The sequence below is a fragment of the Pseudotabrizicola sp. genome (assembly GCF_030684215.1).
GTDB lineage: Bacteria > Pseudomonadota > Alphaproteobacteria > Rhodobacterales > Rhodobacteraceae > Pseudotabrizicola.
Genome location: NZ_JAUXOV010000055.1, coordinates 1 through 19,687, shown reverse-complemented (window position 1 = coordinate 19,687; position 19,687 = coordinate 1). Strand labels below are relative to the sequence as shown.

The window sequence follows — 19,687 nt, the reverse complement described above, 5'->3', positions numbered from 1 at the left end:
CAGAAAAGATCACCTATTCACGATCCGGCCTTTCGGCCAGCCCCATTCCCTGCCCAGGCCACCCGCATGCAAGACCGCCAGCCCCCCAGTTGCCCGCAACCATTGCCAGACATTCGCCCTGCCCCGGCGCATGAGGCGCTGACGGCAGGCGGCGCAAAGGCGCATATCGTGCTGGACGGCCAAGTCTACGTTTTGCGCATCACACGTGCCGGAAAGCTGATCCTGACCAAGTAACCCCAGCCAAAGGGCAAAACCGCCCTGCGAGGATACGATGACCAAACTTCCCTCTCCCTGCATCAGTGTCTGCAAATTCAAACGCGAGGGCCATTGTATTGGCTGTTCGATGACAAAAGATCAGAAAGACATGTTCAAGAAGCTTAAAAAAGAGAAACACCAACACGCCTTTATCGACATGCTGGTGCATCAACAAAATGATATCGGCCGCTATCGTCACTGGGCACCGGCTTACGCCAAACGTTGCGAAAAGCGGAATGTAAAAAGCCCGCTGTAACGCTCAGGCACGATCAGCGCAGATGCGCGCGCAGCATCCAGGCGAATTTCTCGTGGGTTTGGCCCCGCGCAATCGCCAGATCCTGCGTCAGCAGATCGCCGTTTTCTTCCGCCACCGCTGCAATACCGGCCAGTGTGGCCGCCAGCGTTTCCTGGGCTGCAAGCAAGGCCGCAACCATGGCTTCAGCCTTGGCGTGGCCGTCATGCTCGACGATCTTTGACCGCTTCAGCATGGCCGAAAGCTGGCCCTCGGCATGGCCGTCCAGCGCCTTGATGCGCTCGGCCAGATCGTCTTGGGCGGTGAAATGATCTTCATACATGGTCTGAAACAGCGCATGCAGCGGGCCAAAGCCCATGCCCGTCACGTTCCAGTGGAAATTCTGCGCCAGCATCGTGGCGACCACGGTTTCTGCGACGCCCTGATTGAGCGCCTCACACACGGCTTCGCGGGCCGATGGGCTGATTTGGGCTGAAGCTTGCGCCATGCCTGACCTCCTTTAATGAGTTCGGAATTCTGGGGCGAACTGGCTTGCATACAGGCTGGCTATCCGCTTGCACAAGGTAGGGGCAGATAGGTGCGGGGACAACCCCTTTTAGAATAATTCTAAACCTGACAAGTTTACTCAGTCACATCTGATCTTGCCTCTGCGCCAGCTGTGCCGCCAGCCAACCGACCTGCCGCCACGTATGACGCGGCAGGCGTGAGGCGAGAAGAAAGCGCACAGAACTGTCATCCTTGCGCGCGGCCGCGTCCAGCAAACTGGCGATCCACACCTCGTCAAATGACAGCTCGGCCGCGCCGGGTTGGTGCAGCACGGGCGCACGAGGAAGAACCACTGCAAGGCCGCGCAACAGGGCCTCGGCATAGGCTTGGGCGGCCAGATCGGCACGCAAAGACAGCATCGCGCAGGCCTGAAACAGATCAATCCGCGCCCCGGCCTGACAGCGCCGCGCAATCCGGCGCAAGGCTGCGACGGCTGCCGGAATGGGTTGGTTTGGCCCGGTCTGTGGGCTTGGTCGCGCAAGTGCCTGCATGATACATCTCCTTAAACCTGAGTATTATAGTCGGGTAATTTCGCTTCGTCCAGAAGGCATCAAGCGGCCCCCAAAAAACGCGGCCTGATACTCTGCGCTGGACCCGGATGGCGGCAAACGCCACTCTGGCCCCGAATGGAGTGGACCGGGGGGGCGATATGACATTGCACAACGAAGACCTGTGGCAAGCGTTCGGGTTGTGCGATCCGGTTCCGATGATCTCGGCGCAAAGCCTTGGGGTGGCGGTAGAGGACGCAACCTGCCGTGCCGAAGAATTGCGGCTGAGTATCGGCGCAGATCAGATGGCGCGCGCCTATTGGTGCCGCCCGCAAGATACCACCGGGCCAACTCCGGCGGTGCTGCTGATCCACGCCCATGGCAACCGCTATGACATCGGCGCGGCCGAGGTGATCAACGGCCGCCCTGCCCTGTTCGCCCCGACCGGGCGCGCATTGGCCGCACGGGGGATCGCCTCGCTGTGTCTGGATATGCCCTGTTTTGGCAGCCGTGCCGCGCAATCCGAGACTGCGACGACCAAGGCGCTGCTGTGGGAGGGGCGGTCGTTGGCCGGGCAGATGCTGGCGGAAAACCTCGCGGCAGTGCAGTGGCTTGCCGCCCGGCCCGAGGTGCGCGCCGACCGGATCGGGGTGTTTGGCCTGTCGATGGGGGCCACGCTGGCCTATTGGCTAGGCGCGCTGGAGCCGCGCCTGCGCGCCGTCGCACATGAGTGCTGCTTTGCCGATTATCGACAGTTGATCGCGCTTGGCCAGCATGATCTGCACGGGATTTACCTGACGGTGCCGGGCCTGCTGGCGCGGGCGTCAAACGGGCAGATTGCGGGACGGATCGCGCCGCGTGCGCAGTTTATCGGTCTGGGCGATCTGGACCCGCTGACGCCCCCCGCCGCCACAGCTCCGGCGCTGGATCAGGTGCGCGCAGCCTATGCCCAACACGGCGGGCGGCTGGCAATCCACCGCGAAGCCGCCTCGGGCCATTTAGAAACACCTGCCATGCACCGAGCGATGCTGGATTTCATGGCAAGCGCCCTGGCCTAAGCCAGCCGCTGACCATCAGACCCAAAGACATGCACGAATTGCGGCTCATAGCCCAACTCGATCACTGCCCCCCGCCCTAGGTCGGGCTGGCCCGGCAGAACCGCAAGCAAGCCACCGCCCGCGCCCATATCGGCATGCACAACGCTTTCAGGTCCAAGCGCCTCAATCAGCCGCACCTCGGCCCGAATTGGTCCCCCGACCTCGGGGCGCAGATGTTGCGGACGGATGCCGAGCGTCACCGGACCATCGGGCACGCGCACGCCAAGCGGCAGTGGCAGCAATGCCCCACTGTCCAGTTGCACCGACACGCCCTTGGCCTGCCCGGCCCACAGGTTCATGCCCGGCGCGCCGATGAAGCCCGCCACGAACAGATTAGCAGGGCGGTTGAACAGGTTCAGCGGCGTGTCAACCTGTTCCACCTTTCCGGCGCGCAACACAACGATCCGGTCGGCCATTGTCATCGCCTCGACCTGATCATGGGTCACGTGAATCATCGTGGCCCCAAGGCGATCATGCAGTGCCGAGAGTTCTGCCCGCATGCTGACGCGCAATTCGGCGTCCAGATTTGACAACGGCTCGTCCAGCAAGAAGGCAGTCGGGCGGCGCACAATGGCGCGGCCAATGGCCACCCGCTGCCGCTGCCCGCCAGACAACTGGCCGGGGCGGCGTTCCAGCAGCGGCTCAATCTCCAGCATCCGCGCGGCCTCGCCAATGCGGGTGTCAATCTCGGCCTTTGGCATGTTGGTGTTTTGCAGGCCAAAGGCCATGTTGGCGCGCACTGTCATATGCGGATACAAGGCATACGACTGGAACACCATCGCCAGCCCCCGATCCGCCGCCGACCGCGCGGTAACATCGGTGCCGTCAATCTCGATCCGCCCAAAGGTGGGCTTGTCCAACCCGGCGATCATGCGCAGCAAGGTGGATTTTCCGCAGCCGGATGGGCCGACGAAGACCACAAGTTCGCCTTCGTCAATCGTCAAGTCGATGCCTTTGAGCACATCAATAGCGCCAAAACTTTTGCGGATGTCGTGCAACTGTATGCGTCCCATCGGGAACCCCTATTTCAACCCGGTTCCGGCGATGCCCGCCGTGATGAACCGTTGCAGGAAGATAAAGACCAGAACGACCGGGATCATGGTGATGACGGTCATCGCCAGCAGATAGTGCCACTGCACATTCAGCTCTCCGGCATAGGCGTTCAGGCCGACTTGCAGCGTATAGACCTCTTGCCGCGACAACACGATCAGCGGCCACAGGAAATCATTCCAACGCCAGACCACCGAGAAGATCGCCAGCACCGCCAGCGCGGGCGCGGTCAGTGGCAGAACGATCCGCCAATAGATCTGCCATTCGCTGGCATGATCCATCCGCGCCGCCTCCAGCAGTTCATCGGGGATGGTCAGCATGTATTGCCGCAACAGGAACACCCCCGTCGGTGTGGCAACCGTGGGCAGGATCACCCCCCAAAGCGAGTTGATCAGCCCCACCCCCGCCACGATGGAATACAAGGGCACCAGGATCACCGATAGCGGGATCATCAGCGTGGCAATGATCAGCACGACCACAAACCCACGTCCCCGGAACTCGTATTTTGACAGCGCAAAGGCCGCCATCGAATTTGTCAGCAGGGTGATCAGCGTGGCGACCCCGGTCACGAAGATCGAGTTCTTGGTATAGTTCAGGAAATCAAAGCGCAGGAACGGGTCAAGGTAGTTGCCCCAGGAAAACCCCACCTCGCGCACCGGGGTCCGGTTGGCGATGTTGATGCGCTGCACCTCTGCAGGGTTCGCCGGGTCCACCATCTGCGCCACGGTCCCCACCCGGCGCACCTCGGCGAGGGTCCGGGTGCCATCGTCATCGGACACCGAAAACAGTGGCAACAGCCGGTCGTAGCCTTCAACAGCAACCGTTTGCGCCTCATACGGCAGCAAGGTCGGCGGAAACTCCGACAATTGCGCGGGCGATTTGAACGAGGACAGCACCAGCCAAAGTGCCGGACCGAACATGATAAACACGGCAGAGCCCAGCCAGATGAAGGTGAACACATCGGTCCAGTCCCACGCATCGCCCCCTTTGCGGCGGGTCAGAAAGGCCATGGCGCGGCTCATTTCAACTTTCCTTTCCGCTCATTGCGTTTGCCCAGCGCCAGTTGCAGCAAGGTCAGCACGATCAGCACCCCACCCATCAAGATAGACGCCGCCGCTGCAAGTCCGGGGTTTTTCAAGAGCGAGGCAAAGCCGACCTCGTAGATATACTGCGTCAGGAACAGCGTGGCCGTGCCCGGACCGCCCCCCGTAAGCACATAGGCCTCGTCAAACACCTGCACCGCACGGATCAGCGCCAGCACGATCACCACCAGCATATTGGGCATCAACAGCGGCAGCGTGATGCGCCAGAACACGCGGGCGGGCTTGGTGCCGTCCATCTCGGCTGCCTCATACAGATCTCGCGGAATGGCTTGCAATCCGGCCAGCAGGATCAGGGCAAAGAACCCCAATTGCGCCCAGATCGTCACGCCAATCGCGGCGGAAAAGGCATAGTTGCGCTCCAGCAGCCAGTTCACGGGGTCCATCCCCACCCCGACAAGGGCTGCATTCAACACGCCGTTGCGGTCCAGAATCCAGCGCCAGATCAAGCCCACAACAACCGGCGACAACAGCACCGGAAAAAAGAAAACCGCCCGCCAGAAGCTGAGCGCGCGCAGCGCCCGGTTCAGGATCAGCGCGGTGATGGTCGCGGCCACGATCAGCAGCGACACTTGCAGCACAACAAAAGTGCCGGTGTTGCGCAGGGCAATCCAGAACTGATCTTCCTGACAAGTCATCAGATTGGTGTAATCGGTGCAGCGAAGCAGCCGTTCATATTGGCCCATGCCAACATAGGTGCGGTCAGGAAGGAAAAGGGCCGCGCCGGTCGTCATCGAATAGGCGATGTTGATGACCAGCGGCAGCAAGACGAAAATGGTAAAAATCGCCATGTTCGGCAACAGGAAAAACGCCACCATACCGCCCTGCCCCGCCACTCGTTGCCAAAGGCGCAAGGGCGCATCCAGCAGACGGGCGAGCCAGCCCAGGGGGGCCGTCACAACGGCCCCCAACATTCCCTTTACCCCGGTCATGGCTTACTGAGCCGCCGCGACCTGTTCAGCGATGTCCTGATCGATGCGCGCAAACGCGTCGTCCAAGGTCAACTCACCCGCCATCACCTGACTGATCCGGTTAACCAGCGCGCCATAAACCGGTGAGGCCCACTTCCAAGCAGGAAGCGCACCAGCGGCAGGCAGGATATCACCCGCAGCCGCCACATAGGCATCAAGCGCTGCGCCTACATTCACATCATCAGTCTGCCAGTTCAGGCCACCAGCAGCCGCGACGCCGGCATGGGCAGGCAAGAACAGGGTGCGCTCGGAGAACTCTTTCACGATATCTTCACGCGCGAAATATTCCATGACTTTTGCCACTTCCTCGGCGTTCTGGGTGTATTTCACCGCGACCAGCGCAGCCCCCCCGGCCAGACCGGAACATCCGGCGGTGCCGCAAGGCGATCCGGTGGCCACCCAGTCAAACCCGTCGCCGATCTTGGTCGACAGGTTGGCGATTTGCCAACTGCCGGAATAATAGAATGGGATCGCCGCGTTGATGAAGTCGTCCGCCGCCGCACGATAGGTAGATCCCGATGCCGCAACCCATGTGTCACGCAGCATCTGGCCGCCCTCGACCCAGCCAACCAGTTTGGCGGCAAAGGCTTTGGTTCCGTCATCCACCGGCACAGGCATGCCGTCAGCACCGATGTAATCCGCGCCATAAGACACATTTGGCCCAGAGATCCGGTGGCCCGAACGGTCGATGGCAAAGGCGGCGGCGGTGCCTTGCGATTTCGCGACCTGATCGGCAGCGTTCACCCAATCATCCCAAGTGGCCCCCTCACCCGGCAACGCCACGCCCGCCTGTTCAAACAGGGTCGCGTTGGCAAAACCGCCTGTCAAGGTAAGCTGGGTCATGAACCCGGTGATAGCATCACTGCCATCTGTCCGCATCCAATCTGCATGGGCGCCAAAGTTGGTGCGCCAATAGTCCGGGTCCGCCAGATACGGCGTCAGATCCAGCCAATGCGGTGCCAATGTCTTGATATTGGTTACGCGGGCGATATCGGGGCCAGAGCCTGCTTCAAGCTGAATTTGCAGCTGTTCTTGCACAACCTTATAGGCCACCTCGTCCAGAATGACGTTGATGCCGGGGTTTTCCGCGTTGAAGCGCGCGACAAGGTCTTTCATCACCTCGCCCTCGACCCCGTCAGAATACCACATCAGACGCACGTCACCGGCAAGCGCGGTCGTGCCCATCAGGCTGGCACCGAGTGCCAGTGCGATCATTGTATTTTTCATGTCGTTCTCCTCCTTCTGTTATAGCCCGGCCTCCCGCCGGGGTCGTTCTTAGCGGTGCAGGGTTCTGTGCCCCACGACCGTCCATTCCTTTGGATTGACTGTCCGCCCCTCCGCCTCGATCCGGCCATCAGCGTGAAAGTGAACCGGGCCGTATTCAGGATCATCAATCGTGACTGTAGCACGCGAATTTGCGCCAATGTCAGGAGTAAGTTGCGAGAATTGCGCGGCGTAATCATCAAGCCCCTTTGCTGCGTGACCCATCCGCACAATCCACCACCCATGGCACCCTGCAAGCCGCAATTCGCAGCCTGCTGTGGGGCCATCGGCGACCATTTCCAGCGCACCGGAAGCGCGGACCACCATAGCGCCTTCGCCCACGGCCGCCGCTGCCATATCACCCATCAACCGGGTGTCATCAAAGGCAATGGCCGGAAACCAGCAATGAGTGAAGCCCGGCTGTTCTGGCTGGCCATCAAACCACACCAGCGCCAGACCGCGATACTGCTGCACCCTTGGCACCGAGGCAGACCCACCCCAATACGACGGACGGCCATAGCCGGAATGAATCACCTCGCCCGGATGGTTGATCCAGATCTGCGCATCCGGGTTCCGCCCCATGCGGGCATGCAGCAGGGTTTCCTGATAGCCCCAGTCAAACCAGCGGTAAGCCGCCGTCGATCCCATGGCCCAATCCGGGGTTTTTGCATGATACAGCGCGGCAAAGCGGCCTTCACCTTGCGCGAACATCCATTCCTGTTCGCCCGCCGCAAGACTGGCGCGCGCGGCCAGACCCGCATCCAGTTGCAATCCATGATCACGCAAGGCCAGCGCCAGCCCCGGCAGGCAGTGGAAGCGCGCACCAAACTGGCCCATGCCCCACAACATGCGGGTGATGGCCGACAATTCCAGCGTGCGGCCCGCGCGCAGTGTGTGTTCATAGCTGCGCCCTTGGGCGGCCGTGATCACGCCATGATGCGCGGAATTGGCTACCACCTCGATCAACCGCACCACGGCGCGGCCTGCGCGCGCCCGGATATCAGCATCGGGCGCGAGGGCGTAAAGCGCGGTTAACCCTTTCAAATCAATTGGGAAATAGGGGGCTGAGTTGAATTCGGCCATCTCCCATTCCTCGAAGTGATCCAGCCAGGCCCGCACGCGGTCGCGCCCGGTGGCAGACTGTTCCACCCCCGTGCGGCCTGACCGGCGGAAAGTGGCCTCGGGCAGCAGATGCCCCGCCAGATAGGCCGAGGTGTGGAACAGCAGCGCGTGGTTTTCGCTGAAATACCACTGCACGTCATTGCCCGGCTCGTCCATCCAGTAGCGATAGCCAAGGATGGCAGAATCAATCCGGTCGCGCACCCGGTCGGACAGCAGATGCCCAAACCGGGTGCGCCCCCAGAGCAGCGGCACCAGCGCGAAATCGGCGCAATCCCAGCAATCCTCGATCGCGGGGAGGGTCGCGTCGATCATCGCTTCGGTCTCGGGGCCGGAAAGCCCCTGCGCCAGCCGTGCAAGTGCCGCCACCGTGTCGGGTTCGGCGCGGTTGGCGACCCATGTCAGCGCCTCGTCGATCCGCGCCGCCAGCGTGTCGGGGGCGGTGCCTTGTGCGGCCAGATCGCAGACCTCGACCCCAAAGGTGCGGGTGGCAGAAAAGCCGTCTGCGGTCAGCGTGGGGATGAAGTGCCGGAAATCGCCGGGCAGGTTTTCAGCCCGGTCGATGACCAGCTGTGCCGCCCCTGCGGGCAAATGCCGGTGCAAGGCGGCGGGATGGTGCGACATGAAATCGCCCTCGACCCGGATTGCCACATCGACATCCATCGGCATCGGCACCGGCAAAACCAGCGCCACCTCGCCCCCGGTATAGGCCGGTTGGTCAAAGTGCATCGTCGCAAGTGCCGTTTCCATCGCGCGGGCGTGGTCAGTGGTGCAGGCGGTGGGGATGCCCGCCTCGGCCTCCGGACCGTTCAGCCAGTCAAGCTGGATGTAATAGCGGGCATCACGCTCGGCCAGATCGTCAAAGAACACCTGCACGCTGTTGTCGCCCGCGTGCAGCGTCACGTCGAATTCAGCGGCGGTTTCCGCGTTGCGCTTGTAGGGGGCCATCCATCCCACTTCCGTGCCGTTCACGAACAGCACCGCCCCGCCGCAGGTGCGCAGACTCAGGCGCGCAGGCCCGGCAGCGGCCGCCCGGATCACCGTTTCCGCCCATGTCGCAAGATGGGTGGGCCGGAACCAGAACCCCGACAGATCAAGGCGCGGCGATCCAAAGGGCAACCAGTTGCGCGCCGCCTCGAACGCATTGGCCACCTGTGGCCGCTGGTCGCGACGATCCGCCGCAAACTGCGTGCGGCAGGGGTATTCGTGCGGGATGAAGTTCTTGTCCTTGGTCAGGAAAAAAAACGGGTCCATCTCTCCCGCCATTGGCAGGTCAGGCAGGTCGAACCGCGCCTCTGCGGTCGGACCAAGACGCCAATATCCAACAGCCGCGCCGGGGGTCAGGGGATGGGACAGAAAGCCTTGCATGTCAGATGATTACCTAAGCGATGAGACAGGAACGGGGGTAAAGTCGGTATAGGCCTGATTTTCACCGGTCATGCCCCAGACAAAGGCATATGGCCCGGTGCCCGCCCCCATATGGATGGACCACGCGGGCGACAGCACCATATCGCCATTGGCAATCACCAGATGCCGGGTCTGATCGGGGCGGCCCATGAAGTGCATCACCCGGTCATCATCGCCCATGTCAAAGTAGCAATAAGCCTCCATCCGGCGTTCGTGCAGATGGGGCGGCATGGTGTTCCACATGCTGCCGGGGGCAGGATCGGTGATGCCCATCAAGAGCAGACAAGACGGCGAGACTTCGGGGTGGATATACATTGCCAAGGACCGCACATTGGCCTTGGCCGGCTCGCCCAAGCGGATGTGCTTTGCCTGATCGCGGCGGATCAGACGAGTCGGATGATTTGCCCCGGCCGGTACGGAGTTGAGGTAGAACCACGCCGGATGGGTGGCGTCATCGCTGCGCATCTCCACCCGCTGCACGCCGCGTCCGATGTAGAGGATATCACGGTTTCCCATGGCGTAGTCGTTGCCATCCACCGTCACCACCCCCGGCCCGCCCAGATTGGCAAGCCCGCCCTCGCGTGCCGAAAAAAAGAACTCGGTCCCCAGGTCTGCGCCATCGCCGAACACCAGCGGCGTATCTGTGGGCACCGCGCCGCCAAGGATCATACGGTCGACATGGGTATAGGTCAGCCGCAACTGCCCCGGCGCAAAGGCCCCCTCAACCATATAATCGGCGCGCAGGCGGTCGGTGGTGGCGGTCATCACATCGGCGGGGTTGCCGCCATAGCGCACGTCCATCATGCCGCCACCCCTGCGGTTGCCAATTGCCCCTCAGCCTCGACCAGACACAGGATCGCCAGCGCCTGACCATAGCCAGTGGGTTGCAACGGGATGTCGCGGTAAAACTGCAGATCCGGCCCCATCCGCGTGCCGTAAGACACGTTTTGCACTGTGCCCTGATCGTCGATGTTCACCATTACCGCCTGCACAGCGCGCCACCCGGCCTCGGCCCAGTCGGCCCCGCCGATACCTTGCCCTGCCGCCTTCAGCAGTCCGTAAGCAAAACCAGCCGTAGCACTGATCTCCTCATAGCTTTGCGGATCATCCAGCAGCGTGCGCCATGCCCCGTTTTTGGTCTGCAACGGCAGCAACGCCTGCACCTGAGCGCGCAACACCTCGGTCAGATACAGCCGGACCGACCCCGGCAGGTCCGGCACCTCAAACAGGTCAAGAATACAGGCCGTGATCCATGCATTGCCCCGCGCCCAGCGCGCACGGGCGAAGTTGTGCCGCCCGTCAAAGGTCCAGCCATGGAACCACAAACCGGTGTCCGGGTCCGACAGATAGCGCGCATGCACCAGAAACTGGCGGATCGCTTCGTCCACCAGTTCGGGCCGCCCCGCCGCATGGCCATACCGGGCCAAAAACAACCCCGCCATGAACAGCGTGTCATCCCACAATTCGCCGGGGTTTACCTTGTCGGACACATCATGCTGAAATCCGCCCTCGGCCGTGCGCGGGGCATCAGCCATCAGACGATCCGCCCAATCGTCCAGCGCAGGCCGCCAGCGTGGATCGCGGGTTTCAGACCACAACAGCGACAACGCCAGCATCGGCGCGGTGGTGTTGATGTTCAGCCCCGGCAGGCCGCGGTCAAGATGGCGGGCATACCAACTCTCCAGCAACGCCTGCAAAGCCGGGTCACGATGCCGCCGCCACAGCTGCGCCAAGCCATAAAGCCCAACCCCCTGCGGCCATTCCCAGCTGTCAAAGCTGATGTAATCGCCTGCTGTCCCGTCAAGATTTGGCTCATCAAACTGGCCATCGTGGCGCAGGTCGGTCAGACCCCGCACCAATTGCCCAAGCTTGCGCCTGATCTGATCAGCCTGTGGTCGCATCTTCCCCCCTTGGCCCATGTTTTGGTCCTTGAATCAGATCATGGCAGTGCAAAAAATTTGCACAACATGAAAATTTTTTGCATGATAGGCGGGCACATTGGAAAGTTACCCCATGCACAGCACGCCACCGGGCAAAAGCGGCAAACCAAGCCGCCGCATCAGACTGGACGATCTGGCAACCGCTTGCGGCGTGTCCATCGCCACCGTGTCACGCGCGCTGTCGGGCGCGCCGGGGGTGCGGCCAGAGCTGGTGGAAAAGATCCAGCGCAAGGCGCAGGAGTTTCGCTATGCCCTGCCCTCGACCCTGTCTGGCCAGCGGCTGCTGATCCTTGCCAGCCCCGCCGCGATGGAAGATTACGCGCGCAGCCAGTTCACCCTGAACGTCATGCAAGGCATTGAAGAACAGGCGAAACTTTTGCGGGCAGCAGTGATGACCCAGCCGATCACCTCGACCGAACAGGAACGTCAGACACTTGCCGAGGTGGCGAATGACCCAAGTGTAGCGGGCCTGTTGTTCCTGACGCTGGATGACGAAGACATGCTGACCGCCGCGCGCGCCTCGCGCAAGCCCGTGGTGCTGGTCAACGGGGATGATCCGTTGATGCAACTGTCTTCGGTCGCGCCGTCAAACCGGGCAGCTGCAACGATGGCGACCGATTACCTGATGCGGCTGGGACACCGCCGCATTCTGTTTCTTAGTCGCCGGGGACGCCGCACGATTGAGCGGCGCTTTGAGGGTTGGCGGGATCGCATGACGCTTGGTGGCGTGGCACTGGATGCGGGCTTGCAGATTGATGTGGCAGACTGGTTACCCGATTGCGCGGCACAAGCGGTGAAGGACAGGATCCAGCGCCACGGTGTCGATTTCTCGGCCGTGCTTTGTGCCAGTGATAGTCTGGCCATGGGCTGCATGCAGGGGCTGGCATCGCTTGGCCTGTCTGTACCGGGGGATGTTTCGGTGCTTGGCATGGACGGGCTGGCGCAGGGGGCGTTTTTCACGCCACCCCTGACCGCGATTGAAATGCCGATGCGCCATATTGGGGCCGCTGCCGTGGATCTGCTGCGTGATTTGAGCTTTGGCGCCCATATGCCCGCGCGCCGGATCGAGCTTGCCTGTCGGCTGATAGAGCGCCAGTCTTGTGGCCCCGTCAAAGCCAGCCCCTGACTTTGGCCGCGCAACGGGACTGTGATTTGGCCTGCGGCAAGACCACCCGTAAGGTTGCAAAGGCTGGGGCGCGATAAGGCTGTGTGAATGAAACCATGGATGGTGCTTGGCCTTTTGGTGCTGGTCGCAGCCTGCGGGCTGACGCCGCCCCGGTCGGGTGGTGATATTTTGGTCATCGGTGATTCCGTGATGGCGTGGAACAGGTCGGGCGGCGCTGATATTGGCAGTGCAATCGGCACCGAGCTTAACCGCGATGTGGTCAGTCGCGCCGCCTTGGGTGCGCGTGTCCGGCCTGGCGCGCTTGGGGCCATCGGGCGGCTTGGCATTCCCTCGCAGCTTTCACCGGGACGGTGGAACTGGGTGGTGATGAACGGAGGGGCCAATGATCTGGGGTTCAACTGTGGTTGCACCCCCTGCGACGACGAGATTGACGCGTTGATGTCAAAGGATGCCAGCACAGGCTCTATCCCCGACCTGATTTTGACGGCACGGTCGCAGGGCGCACAGGTGCTGTGGGTTGGCTATTATGCAGCGCCGCAATCAGAGTCTTTCAAAGGCTGTCGTCCCGGCCTTGTCGAGTTGGAACGGCGCATCGCGGCCTTTGCCAGCGCAAGGCAGGGCGTGTTCTTCATAGACTCAGAAGATGTGTTTGATCCGAACAATGCCGCGCTTTTTGCATCGGACAAAACCCACCCGTCACCCGCAGGCTCTGGCGTGATCGGGCGGTTTATCGCGCGTGAGATCAATGCCCGCACACCGCGCTGATCGGGCACAGTATGGCCAATGCGCAACGCCAGTGATCAGTGGTCAGGCCACAGCGCTGCGTGGTGCCCCCCGGACTTCTCTATTGCCGTCGATGATGATAGCCCCACCCTTTCAACCCAAGGGGATGAATGCAGGTTTTGGACCGCCTTGAAACGCCAGTCTCTGTGACCACTGACCAAGCCGATGGCGCGGTCAGCCTGCACCTTGCGGGGCGGTTTTCGCTTGGAGATCTGACGGCGCTGCATGGCGCACTGATGCAGGCGGCAACGGCGGGGCCGTTTTTGGTGGATCTGTCAGGCGTCACACGGCTGGATACCGCCGCCGCTTGGGCGATTGCCGAGGCTGACGCAAAGGCAACAGCGGCCGGGCATTCCATGCAGATTACCGGGGCAAGCGCGGACAGCGCAGCCCTGATCCAGACCGTGCGCGATGCCCTGCCCAATCCCGATACGCCCCCCGCAAAACCCATGACGCTGGCCCTTTGGCTGGACGGATATGGCCGCTCGGTGATGGGGGCGGTCTCATTTTTGATGCAGCTTCTGGGCTTTTTGGGGCTGTTCCTGTCGCGCCTTGCACGTGCGCTTCGGCATCCGTCTGAATTCCGGCTGACCGCCCTTGTGCATCACTGCCACGAGGTCGGGCTGAAGGCCGTGCCGATTGTAGCGCTGATGGCGTTTCTGATCGGGATTGTGCTTGCGTTTCAAGGGTCTACCCAGCTCAAGCAATTCGGGGCCGAGGTCTTTGTGGTGGATCTGATCGCGGTGTCGATCCTGCGCGAACTGGGCATCTTGCTGACCGCCATTATCGTGGCAGGTCGCACGGCATCGGCCTTTACCGCCGCAATCGGGTCGATGAAGATGCGCGAAGAAATTGACGCAATGCGCACGCTGGGCATTGATCCGGCGGCGGCGCTGATCGTGCCGCGCGTGCTGGCCTTGCTGTTGATGCTGCCCATTCTGGGGATGATCGCCAATGCGGCGGGCCTGTTCGGCGGCGCGCTGATGAGTTGGGTGGAACTGGGCATATCCCCCGCCATGTTCCAGTCACGGCTGATCGAGGGCACGGATGTGTCGCATCTGATGGTCGGTATGATCAAGGCTCCGTTCTTTGCCATCATTATCGGTGTGGTGGGCTGTCATGCTGGAATGCAGGTTGGCAACAATGCTGAGTCGCTGGGCCAGAAAACCTCGGCTGCGGTGGTGACGGCGATTTTTTCGGTGATCGTCATTGATGCGCTGTTTTCAATCTTCTTCGCGCAGGTGGGCATATGACGGTCGCGACAGATCCTACCCCGGTGATCCGTCTGCGTGGGATTCGCAACCAGTTCGGCAGTCATGTCGTGCATGACGGGCTTGATCTGGATGTTTACCGGGGCGAGATTCTGGGCGTCGTCGGCGGGTCGGGCACCGGAAAGTCGGTTCTGCTGCGGTCCATCGCGGGCCTTCAGCGCCCTGTGGCCGGAGAGATCGAGGTGCTGGGCACCGATGTGCGCGCCGCCAGCGAGGCCGAGCGCATAGCACTGGAACGGCGCTGGGGCGTGATGTTTCAGGATGGCGCGCTGTTCTCGTCGCTGAACGTGCGCGAAAATGTCGAAGTGCCGATGCGGGCGGTCGAGGGGTTGGACCCGGCCTTGCGCCGTGCGATGGCCGATCTGAAAATCTCGATGTCCGGCCTGCCCTATCTGGCGGGGGACAAGTACCCGTCGGAACTGTCGGGCGGCATGCGCAAGCGCGCAGGACTGGCGCGGGCCTTGGCGCTGGACCCCGAAATTGTGTTTCTTGACGAACCCACCGCCGGACTGGATCCGATCGGGGCCGCCGATTTCGACACGCTGATCCGCCAGCTTAGTGATACCATGGGACTGACCGTATTTTTGGTCACACATGATCTGGACACGCTCCATGCGATCTGCGACCGCATTGCAGTGCTGGCCGAGAAGAAAGTTCTGGTTACAGGCACCATGGACGAGATGTTGCGCGTCGATCACCCGTGGGTTCACGATTATTTTCACGGGCCACGCGCCCGCGCGGCCCTGACCGCCAAAGATGCGCAGAAAGGCAGTTGATCCTGTGGAGACCAAAGCAAATTACGTCCTGATCGGAGCTTTCACACTGGCCGGGCTTTTGGGCATCCTTGGGTTTTTCCTGTGGTTCGCGCAGGTGCAGCTTGACCGTCAGTTCAGCTATTACGAGGTGAAGTTCACCTCGGTCTCGGGGTTGGCCACCGCATCTGATGTGCGCTTTGCCGGGTTGCCCGTAGGTCAGGTGGTTGATGTGCGCCTGTCGCCGGATGGGGATGGCACCGTGCGGGTCCGGTTGGAAATCGGCACTGATGTTCCGGTGCGCACCAGTTCGGTTGCCACCATTGAATCGCAAGGTGTCACGGGCGTGTCCTTTGTCGGGATCAGCCCCGGTGAGGCGACGGACCCGCTTTTGCGCGCTACCAGCCTTTTAGACATCCCCCAGATTGAAGCCGGCCGGTCGATGCTGCAAAGCCTGACCGAGGACGCGCCGCAATTGGTCGAACAAGCCCTGCGGGTGATGCAAGACCTGTCTAACCTTGCCAGCACCGAAAATATCGAGCGCGTGGGCAGCATTCTGGAAAACGCGGACACAGCCTCGGCGGGGCTGTCCAAGGCGCTTGAGGATTTTTCGGTCGTGGCTTCTGCAGTGGCAGATTTTGCCGACAATATCTCGGCTTTCAACGTCACGCTGGAGGGCCTGACCGGGCGGGCAGAAAGCCTGTTCGAGACGGCAGAAACCACGCTCAGGAATGTAGATGGGCTGGTCACTGAATCGCGCACAGCGCTGTCCAGCGGCACCGCTACGTTGGATCAGGCAACCACCACCCTGGCTTCGGCAGATCGCTACATCACCGAAAACCTGAAGCAGACGACCGAAGAAGCCCGCGCCAGCATTGCCGAGTTGCGCGTGCAAATAGACCAGATCGGGACGCAAGCGCGTGAGATGGTGGCCGAATTCCGTCTGACAGGCGAAGCTGCGACCGCGCGACTGACGCAGGTTGAAACAACAATTCGCGCCACCGATGCTATGATCGCTGATCTGACAGCCACGTTAGAGACATTCGACAAGGCCACCACGAACTTTGATGCACTGGTCATGGGCGACGGCACTGCACTGGTGGCCGAGGCACGGGCGGCCATCAAACCCATCTCGGACGCAGCCAATGCCGACCTGCCCGCGCTGGTGGCCGATATCCGCTCTGCCGTCGAAACGGCCAACCGCACGATTACCGATGTTGGTCAAAGCCTGACCGATGCTACCGGCAAGGTTGACGGGCTGATGGATGATGCAAGTGCTGCCGTCACCACCGTCACCGATACGTTCAGCCGCGCGAATGAAACGCTGAGTGCGATCAACTCTGCGCTGGTGGTCGGCGAACGCACTCTGACAGCGGCCGAGCGCACCTTTGACGGCGCCGACCGGGTGATCAACAATGATGTGGCCGCGATCACCACCGATCTGCGCCGCACGATCGACACCCTGGATCAGGCCATCGCGCAGGTGTCGGCTGATATTCCGGCAGTGACCGCTGATCTGAAAGCCGCAAGCGAGGCGGCCCGGCAAGCCTTTGACGAAGTGGCACGCACGGCTTCGGCTTCGGGCCAGCCGATCCGAGACTTTTCCGCCAATGCCTTGCCGCAGTTCACCCGGTTGTCGCGCGAAATGCGCGATCTGATCGGCAACCTTGACCAACTGACCCGCCAGATCCAGCGCGACCCGGCGCGGTTCTTCCTTGGGGGAACCAATACGCCCGCCTATCGCCAGTAAGCCTATCGCCAGTATAGAAAGAGCACTGCCATGCTTCGCCCGATCGTGACCGCCCTCGTCGCCACCGCCTTTTTGTCAGCCTGTTCAGCCATCTCAGCGCTGAACAGCGCCGCAACGCCTACGCAAAGCTATGACCTTCAGGCCCCTGTCGATGTGCAGGTTGCGCGCAGCAGCCTTGCGCGCCAGCTTGTGGTCGAAGTGCCCACAGCTCCCGGCGGGCTGATGACGGATCGCATCATGATCCGCCCGCGTCCGCTTCAGGCGCAATATCTGACCGATGGGCAATGGGCCTCAGAGGCGCCCCTGATGATGCAAACGCTGATCGTGCGCACGCTGGAGGACAGCAACGGCTTTCGCTATGTCGGACGCCGCCCGCTGGGCAGCTTTGGCGATTATGTGCTCATCTCGGAAATGACCGACCTTCAGGCCGAGGCAGCCCCCGACGGCAAAAGCGCCACCATCCGCGTCAGGCTGACCGCAAGGCTGGTGCGCGAAAGCGATGCGTCGGTCATGGCAACCCGTACCTTTAACGCCAGCGTTCCGGTTGCCACCACTGAAACCATTGCTCTGGTCGAAGGGTTCAACAGCGCCACACAAAGCGTGCTGAAAGATCTTTCGGCGTGGGTTCTGTCATCCCTTGGGGTGCGCACCGGATAGACGACACAGGGCAAACCCTTGCCAGATAACGCACCAGAGCGATGATGCCGTCGGGCTTCCTACCTTCACCCAAATGCATTTCGCTCTGCCGTTGCGTTAGGGTCAGGACCCATTGATCATCCGCTCGCGGCGTGATTCAGCCTCCGCAAGGAGACTGACTGATGAGCAACCTTTTTTGGCTGACGGACGCGCAGATGGCGCGGCTTCAACCCTTCTTCCCGAAGAGCCACGGCAAACCCCGTGTCGATGATCGGCGAGTGTTGAGCGGGATAATCTTCATTAATAGCAATGGCTTGCGGTGGTGCGATGCGCCGAAGAAATATGGCCCACCAAAGACCCTCTACAACCGCTGGAAACGGTGGAGCGACAAGGGTGTCTTCGCCCGTATGATGGTTGGCCTGGCAGCCGAGGCCGCCGTCGCGAAGACAGTTATGATCGACGCGACCTACCTGAAGGCACACCGCACGGCGACCAGCCTACGGTCGAAAAAGGGGGAGCCGGTGACCAGAGGGGCCGTCTGATCGGCCGAACCAAGGGCGGCATGAACACCAAGTTGCATGCCGTTACCGACGCCGAGGGCCGCCCGCTCCGCTTCTTCATGACCGCAGGCCCCCTCTCGGCGATACAGGCATCGCCTGCCGGGCAACGAGTCAGTGACTACACCGGTGCGGCGGCCCTGCTGAGCAGCCTGCCAAAGGCGGAATGGTTGCTTGCCGACCGCGGTTATGATGCAGACTGGTTCCGAGATGCGTTGAAAGACAAGGGGATAAAGCCCTGCATTCCCGGCAGGAAGTCGCGCGGCAAACCCATCAAGCATGACAAGCGACGCTACAAACGCCGCAACCGCATCGAGATCATGTTCGGGCGGCTCAAGGACTGGCGACGGGTCGCAACACGCTACGACAGGTGCCCGAAGGTCTTCCTCTCCGCCGTCGCCCTCGCCGCAACAGTCATGTTCTGGCTATGATGCGAGAACGAGATGCCGTAACGGGGCCTGCGTCGCGACCCGCCCGTTACCGTTGCAATATCGAGGGCAAGCTGGCGCCATTCCCGTATTGAATCCATCGGGAGGACTTCGGGATGAAGCTGTTTGTCGGACTGGACGTGTCGCTGGAGAAGACCGCGATCTGCGTAATCAACGAGCATGGGAAGATCGTGAGGGAGGCGCAGGCGGCCAGCGAGCCGGAAGCGCTGACACGGTGGATGAGGGAGCTGGACGGCACCATCGCCGCTATCGGTCTTGAAGCCGGCCCCCTGTCGCAATGGTTGCACCGCGGGCTGACCGAAGCGGGACTGGACGTCGTGCTGATGGAGACCCGGCAGGTGAAGGGGGCGCTGAAAGCCATGCCGATCAAGACCGATCGTCGGGACGCCGAGGGTATTGCGCGCCTGCTTCACCTCGGCTGGTTCCGGCCGGTCCACTGCAAGTCCGTCTCGGCGCAAGAAGTTCGCGCCGTGCTTGGTGCCCGCAAGGCCGTGCAACAAGGCTTTATTGCCTTGGAAATGTCTCTGCGCGGGCTCTTGCGAAACTTTGGGCTCAAGGTCGGTGCCATCTCTCGGGGGCGGTTCGAGCAGCGCATCCGTGAACTGGTAGCAGGCACTCCCATGCTGTTGGCTGCGACGGGACCGCTGCTCCGCGCGCGGTCCTTTTTACGGCAGGAACTGGCGGGACTGGAGCGCCGTGTTCGCCAACTGGCCCAGGATGATCCCGTTTGCCATCGGCTGATGTCGATGCCGGGGGTCGGCGCGGTTGTCGCTCTGACCTACCGATCAGCCGTCGACGATCCCTCCAGGTTCACGTCCTCGAAGAAGGTGGGGCCATGGGTTGGCCTGACGCCCTCGCGGAACCAGTCTGGGGA

General features: G+C 61.9%; 20 protein-coding genes. 11 read left to right on the top strand and 9 right to left on the bottom strand.

What is annotated here, in order from left to right:
* Nucleotides 1-66 precede the first annotated feature (66 nt).
* Together Q8K08_RS10835 and Q8K08_RS10830 are read left to right on the top strand one after the other, a co-directional pair.
* Nucleotides 67-234 (top strand): hemin uptake protein HemP, encoded by a 168-nt coding sequence (locus Q8K08_RS10835; RefSeq protein ID WP_305250071.1) that lies wholly within the window; start codon nt 67-69, stop codon nt 232-234.
* Between the two features lie 37 nt (nt 235-271).
* Nucleotides 272-511 carry a DUF1289 domain-containing protein gene (locus tag Q8K08_RS10830; protein WP_304804718.1) on the top strand — a complete coding sequence of 80 codons (240 nt, stop codon included), beginning with the start codon at nt 272-274 and terminating at the stop codon, nt 509-511.
* Between the two features lie 13 nt (nt 512-524).
* Here Q8K08_RS10830 and Q8K08_RS10825 read toward each other — a convergent pair whose 3' ends face one another.
* Nucleotides 525-995 carry a Dps family protein gene (locus Q8K08_RS10825; protein WP_304804714.1) on the bottom strand — a complete coding sequence of 157 codons (471 nt, stop codon included), beginning with the start codon at nt 993-995 and terminating at the stop codon, nt 525-527.
* 142 nt (nt 996-1,137) lie between these two features.
* Nucleotides 1,138-1,545, bottom strand: a complete 408-nt coding sequence (locus tag Q8K08_RS10820) for a hypothetical protein (RefSeq protein ID WP_305250070.1) — start codon at nt 1,543-1,545, stop codon at nt 1,138-1,140.
* 158 nt (nt 1,546-1,703) lie between these two features.
* Here Q8K08_RS10820 and Q8K08_RS10815 point away from each other — a divergent pair, with 158 nt between their 5' ends.
* Entirely contained in the window at nt 1,704-2,600 is an 897-nt protein-coding gene (locus Q8K08_RS10815) for a S9 family peptidase (RefSeq protein ID WP_305250069.1), read from the top strand.
* On the opposite strand, the gene Q8K08_RS10810 is transcribed toward Q8K08_RS10815, so the two are convergent.
* The 7 genes from Q8K08_RS10810 to Q8K08_RS10780 are packed head-to-tail and all read right to left on the bottom strand — an operon-like array spanning nt 2,597 to nt 11,450.
* On the bottom strand, nt 2,597-3,652 hold the full coding sequence (locus Q8K08_RS10810; RefSeq protein WP_305250068.1) for an ABC transporter ATP-binding protein: 1,056 nt from the start codon (nt 3,650-3,652) through the stop codon (nt 2,597-2,599). The genes Q8K08_RS10815 and Q8K08_RS10810 overlap by 4 nt on opposite strands.
* Before the next feature lie 9 nt (nt 3,653-3,661).
* Nucleotides 3,662-4,711 (bottom strand): carbohydrate ABC transporter permease, encoded by a 1,050-nt coding sequence (locus Q8K08_RS10805; protein WP_304797369.1) that lies wholly within the window; start codon nt 4,709-4,711, stop codon nt 3,662-3,664.
* Complete coding sequence (locus Q8K08_RS10800; protein WP_305250066.1) at nt 4,708-5,721, bottom strand: carbohydrate ABC transporter permease; 1,014 nt, start codon at nt 5,719-5,721, stop codon at nt 4,708-4,710. Before Q8K08_RS10800 ends, Q8K08_RS10805 begins: the two co-directional genes overlap by 4 nt.
* A 3-nt stretch (nt 5,722-5,724) precedes the next feature.
* Nucleotides 5,725-6,987: an ABC transporter substrate-binding protein gene (locus Q8K08_RS10795; protein WP_305250065.1), complete on the bottom strand. Its 1,263-nt coding sequence runs from the start codon at nt 6,985-6,987 to the stop codon at nt 5,725-5,727.
* Nucleotides 6,988-7,035: 48 nt separating this feature from the next.
* Nucleotides 7,036-9,510: a hypothetical protein gene (locus Q8K08_RS10790; RefSeq protein ID WP_305250064.1), complete on the bottom strand. Its 2,475-nt coding sequence runs from the start codon at nt 9,508-9,510 to the stop codon at nt 7,036-7,038.
* Between the two features lie 9 nt (nt 9,511-9,519).
* Nucleotides 9,520-10,353, bottom strand: coding sequence for a 5-dehydro-4-deoxy-D-glucuronate isomerase (kduI, locus tag Q8K08_RS10785; RefSeq protein ID WP_305250063.1), 834 nt, complete (start codon nt 10,351-10,353; stop codon nt 9,520-9,522).
* Nucleotides 10,350-11,450: a glycoside hydrolase family 105 protein gene (locus tag Q8K08_RS10780; protein ID WP_305250062.1), complete on the bottom strand. Its 1,101-nt coding sequence runs from the start codon at nt 11,448-11,450 to the stop codon at nt 10,350-10,352. Before Q8K08_RS10780 ends, kduI begins: the two co-directional genes overlap by 4 nt.
* Nucleotides 11,451-11,562: 112 nt before the next feature.
* Here Q8K08_RS10780 and Q8K08_RS10775 point away from each other — a divergent pair, with 112 nt between their 5' ends.
* The 8 genes from Q8K08_RS10775 to Q8K08_RS10740 all read left to right on the top strand — a co-directional run.
* On the top strand, nt 11,563-12,615 hold the full coding sequence (locus Q8K08_RS10775) for a LacI family DNA-binding transcriptional regulator (RefSeq protein WP_304799121.1): 1,053 nt from the start codon (nt 11,563-11,565) through the stop codon (nt 12,613-12,615).
* A gap of 87 nt (nt 12,616-12,702) precedes the next feature.
* Nucleotides 12,703-13,380 carry an SGNH/GDSL hydrolase family protein gene (locus tag Q8K08_RS10770; RefSeq protein WP_305250061.1) on the top strand — a complete coding sequence of 226 codons (678 nt, stop codon included), beginning with the start codon at nt 12,703-12,705 and terminating at the stop codon, nt 13,378-13,380.
* A gap of 164 nt (nt 13,381-13,544) precedes the next feature.
* Nucleotides 13,545-14,651: an MlaE family lipid ABC transporter permease subunit gene (locus Q8K08_RS10765; protein ID WP_305250060.1), complete on the top strand. Its 1,107-nt coding sequence runs from the start codon at nt 13,545-13,547 to the stop codon at nt 14,649-14,651.
* The gene (locus Q8K08_RS10760; RefSeq protein WP_304797901.1) at nt 14,648-15,445 is read left to right on the top strand and encodes an ABC transporter ATP-binding protein; all 798 of its coding nucleotides are present in this window, start codon (nt 14,648-14,650) and stop codon (nt 15,443-15,445) included. Before Q8K08_RS10765 ends, Q8K08_RS10760 begins: the two co-directional genes overlap by 4 nt.
* Nucleotides 15,426-17,171, top strand: coding sequence for an MlaD family protein (locus Q8K08_RS10755; RefSeq protein WP_305250058.1), 1,746 nt, complete (start codon nt 15,426-15,428; stop codon nt 17,169-17,171). Before Q8K08_RS10760 ends, Q8K08_RS10755 begins: the two co-directional genes overlap by 20 nt.
* A 30-nt stretch (nt 17,172-17,201) precedes the next feature.
* Nucleotides 17,202-17,828 (top strand): ABC-type transport auxiliary lipoprotein family protein, encoded by a 627-nt coding sequence (locus Q8K08_RS10750; RefSeq protein ID WP_304797905.1) that lies wholly within the window; start codon nt 17,202-17,204, stop codon nt 17,826-17,828.
* A gap of 161 nt (nt 17,829-17,989) precedes the next feature.
* Nucleotides 17,990-18,795 (top strand): IS5 family transposase gene (locus Q8K08_RS10745; protein WP_370870543.1). Its coding sequence is split into 2 segments (ribosomal slippage): nt 17,990-18,311 and nt 18,311-18,795, totalling 807 coding nucleotides; the frame shifts between segments, so codons are not numbered across the junction.
* 113 nt (nt 18,796-18,908) lie between these two features.
* Nucleotides 18,909-19,687, top strand: a 779-nt coding sequence (locus tag Q8K08_RS10740) for an IS110 family transposase (RefSeq protein WP_305250057.1), incomplete at its 3' end; no start/stop codon positions are given.

Coding starts and splice junctions, on each gene's coding strand:
- Q8K08_RS10815 (WP_305250069.1), top strand. CDS start 1,704: ATGACATTGCACAACGAAGACCTGTGGCAAGCGTTCGGGTTGTGCGAT.
- Q8K08_RS10835 (WP_305250071.1), top strand. CDS start 67: ATGCAAGACCGCCAGCCCCCCAGTTGCCCGCAACCATTGCCAGACATT.
- Q8K08_RS10810 (WP_305250068.1), bottom strand. CDS start 3,652: ATGGGACGCATACAGTTGCACGACATCCGCAAAAGTTTTGGCGCTATT.
- Q8K08_RS10820 (WP_305250070.1), bottom strand. CDS start 1,545: ATGCAGGCACTTGCGCGACCAAGCCCACAGACCGGGCCAAACCAACCC.
- Q8K08_RS10755 (WP_305250058.1), top strand. CDS start 15,426: ATGCGCAGAAAGGCAGTTGATCCTGTGGAGACCAAAGCAAATTACGTC.
- Q8K08_RS10750 (WP_304797905.1), top strand. CDS start 17,202: ATGCTTCGCCCGATCGTGACCGCCCTCGTCGCCACCGCCTTTTTGTCA.
- Q8K08_RS10830 (WP_304804718.1), top strand. CDS start 272: ATGACCAAACTTCCCTCTCCCTGCATCAGTGTCTGCAAATTCAAACGC.
- Q8K08_RS10770 (WP_305250061.1), top strand. CDS start 12,703: ATGAAACCATGGATGGTGCTTGGCCTTTTGGTGCTGGTCGCAGCCTGC.
- Q8K08_RS10790 (WP_305250064.1), bottom strand. CDS start 9,510: ATGCAAGGCTTTCTGTCCCATCCCCTGACCCCCGGCGCGGCTGTTGGA.
- Q8K08_RS10760 (WP_304797901.1), top strand. CDS start 14,648: ATGACGGTCGCGACAGATCCTACCCCGGTGATCCGTCTGCGTGGGATT.
- Q8K08_RS10825 (WP_304804714.1), bottom strand. CDS start 995: ATGGCGCAAGCTTCAGCCCAAATCAGCCCATCGGCCCGCGAAGCCGTG.
- Q8K08_RS10775 (WP_304799121.1), top strand. CDS start 11,563: ATGCACAGCACGCCACCGGGCAAAAGCGGCAAACCAAGCCGCCGCATC.
- Q8K08_RS10805 (WP_304797369.1), bottom strand. CDS start 4,711: ATGAGCCGCGCCATGGCCTTTCTGACCCGCCGCAAAGGGGGCGATGCG.
- kduI (WP_305250063.1), bottom strand. CDS start 10,353: ATGATGGACGTGCGCTATGGCGGCAACCCCGCCGATGTGATGACCGCC.
- Q8K08_RS10780 (WP_305250062.1), bottom strand. CDS start 11,450: ATGCGACCACAGGCTGATCAGATCAGGCGCAAGCTTGGGCAATTGGTG.
- Q8K08_RS10795 (WP_305250065.1), bottom strand. CDS start 6,987: ATGAAAAATACAATGATCGCACTGGCACTCGGTGCCAGCCTGATGGGC.
- Q8K08_RS10800 (WP_305250066.1), bottom strand. CDS start 5,721: ATGACCGGGGTAAAGGGAATGTTGGGGGCCGTTGTGACGGCCCCCCTG.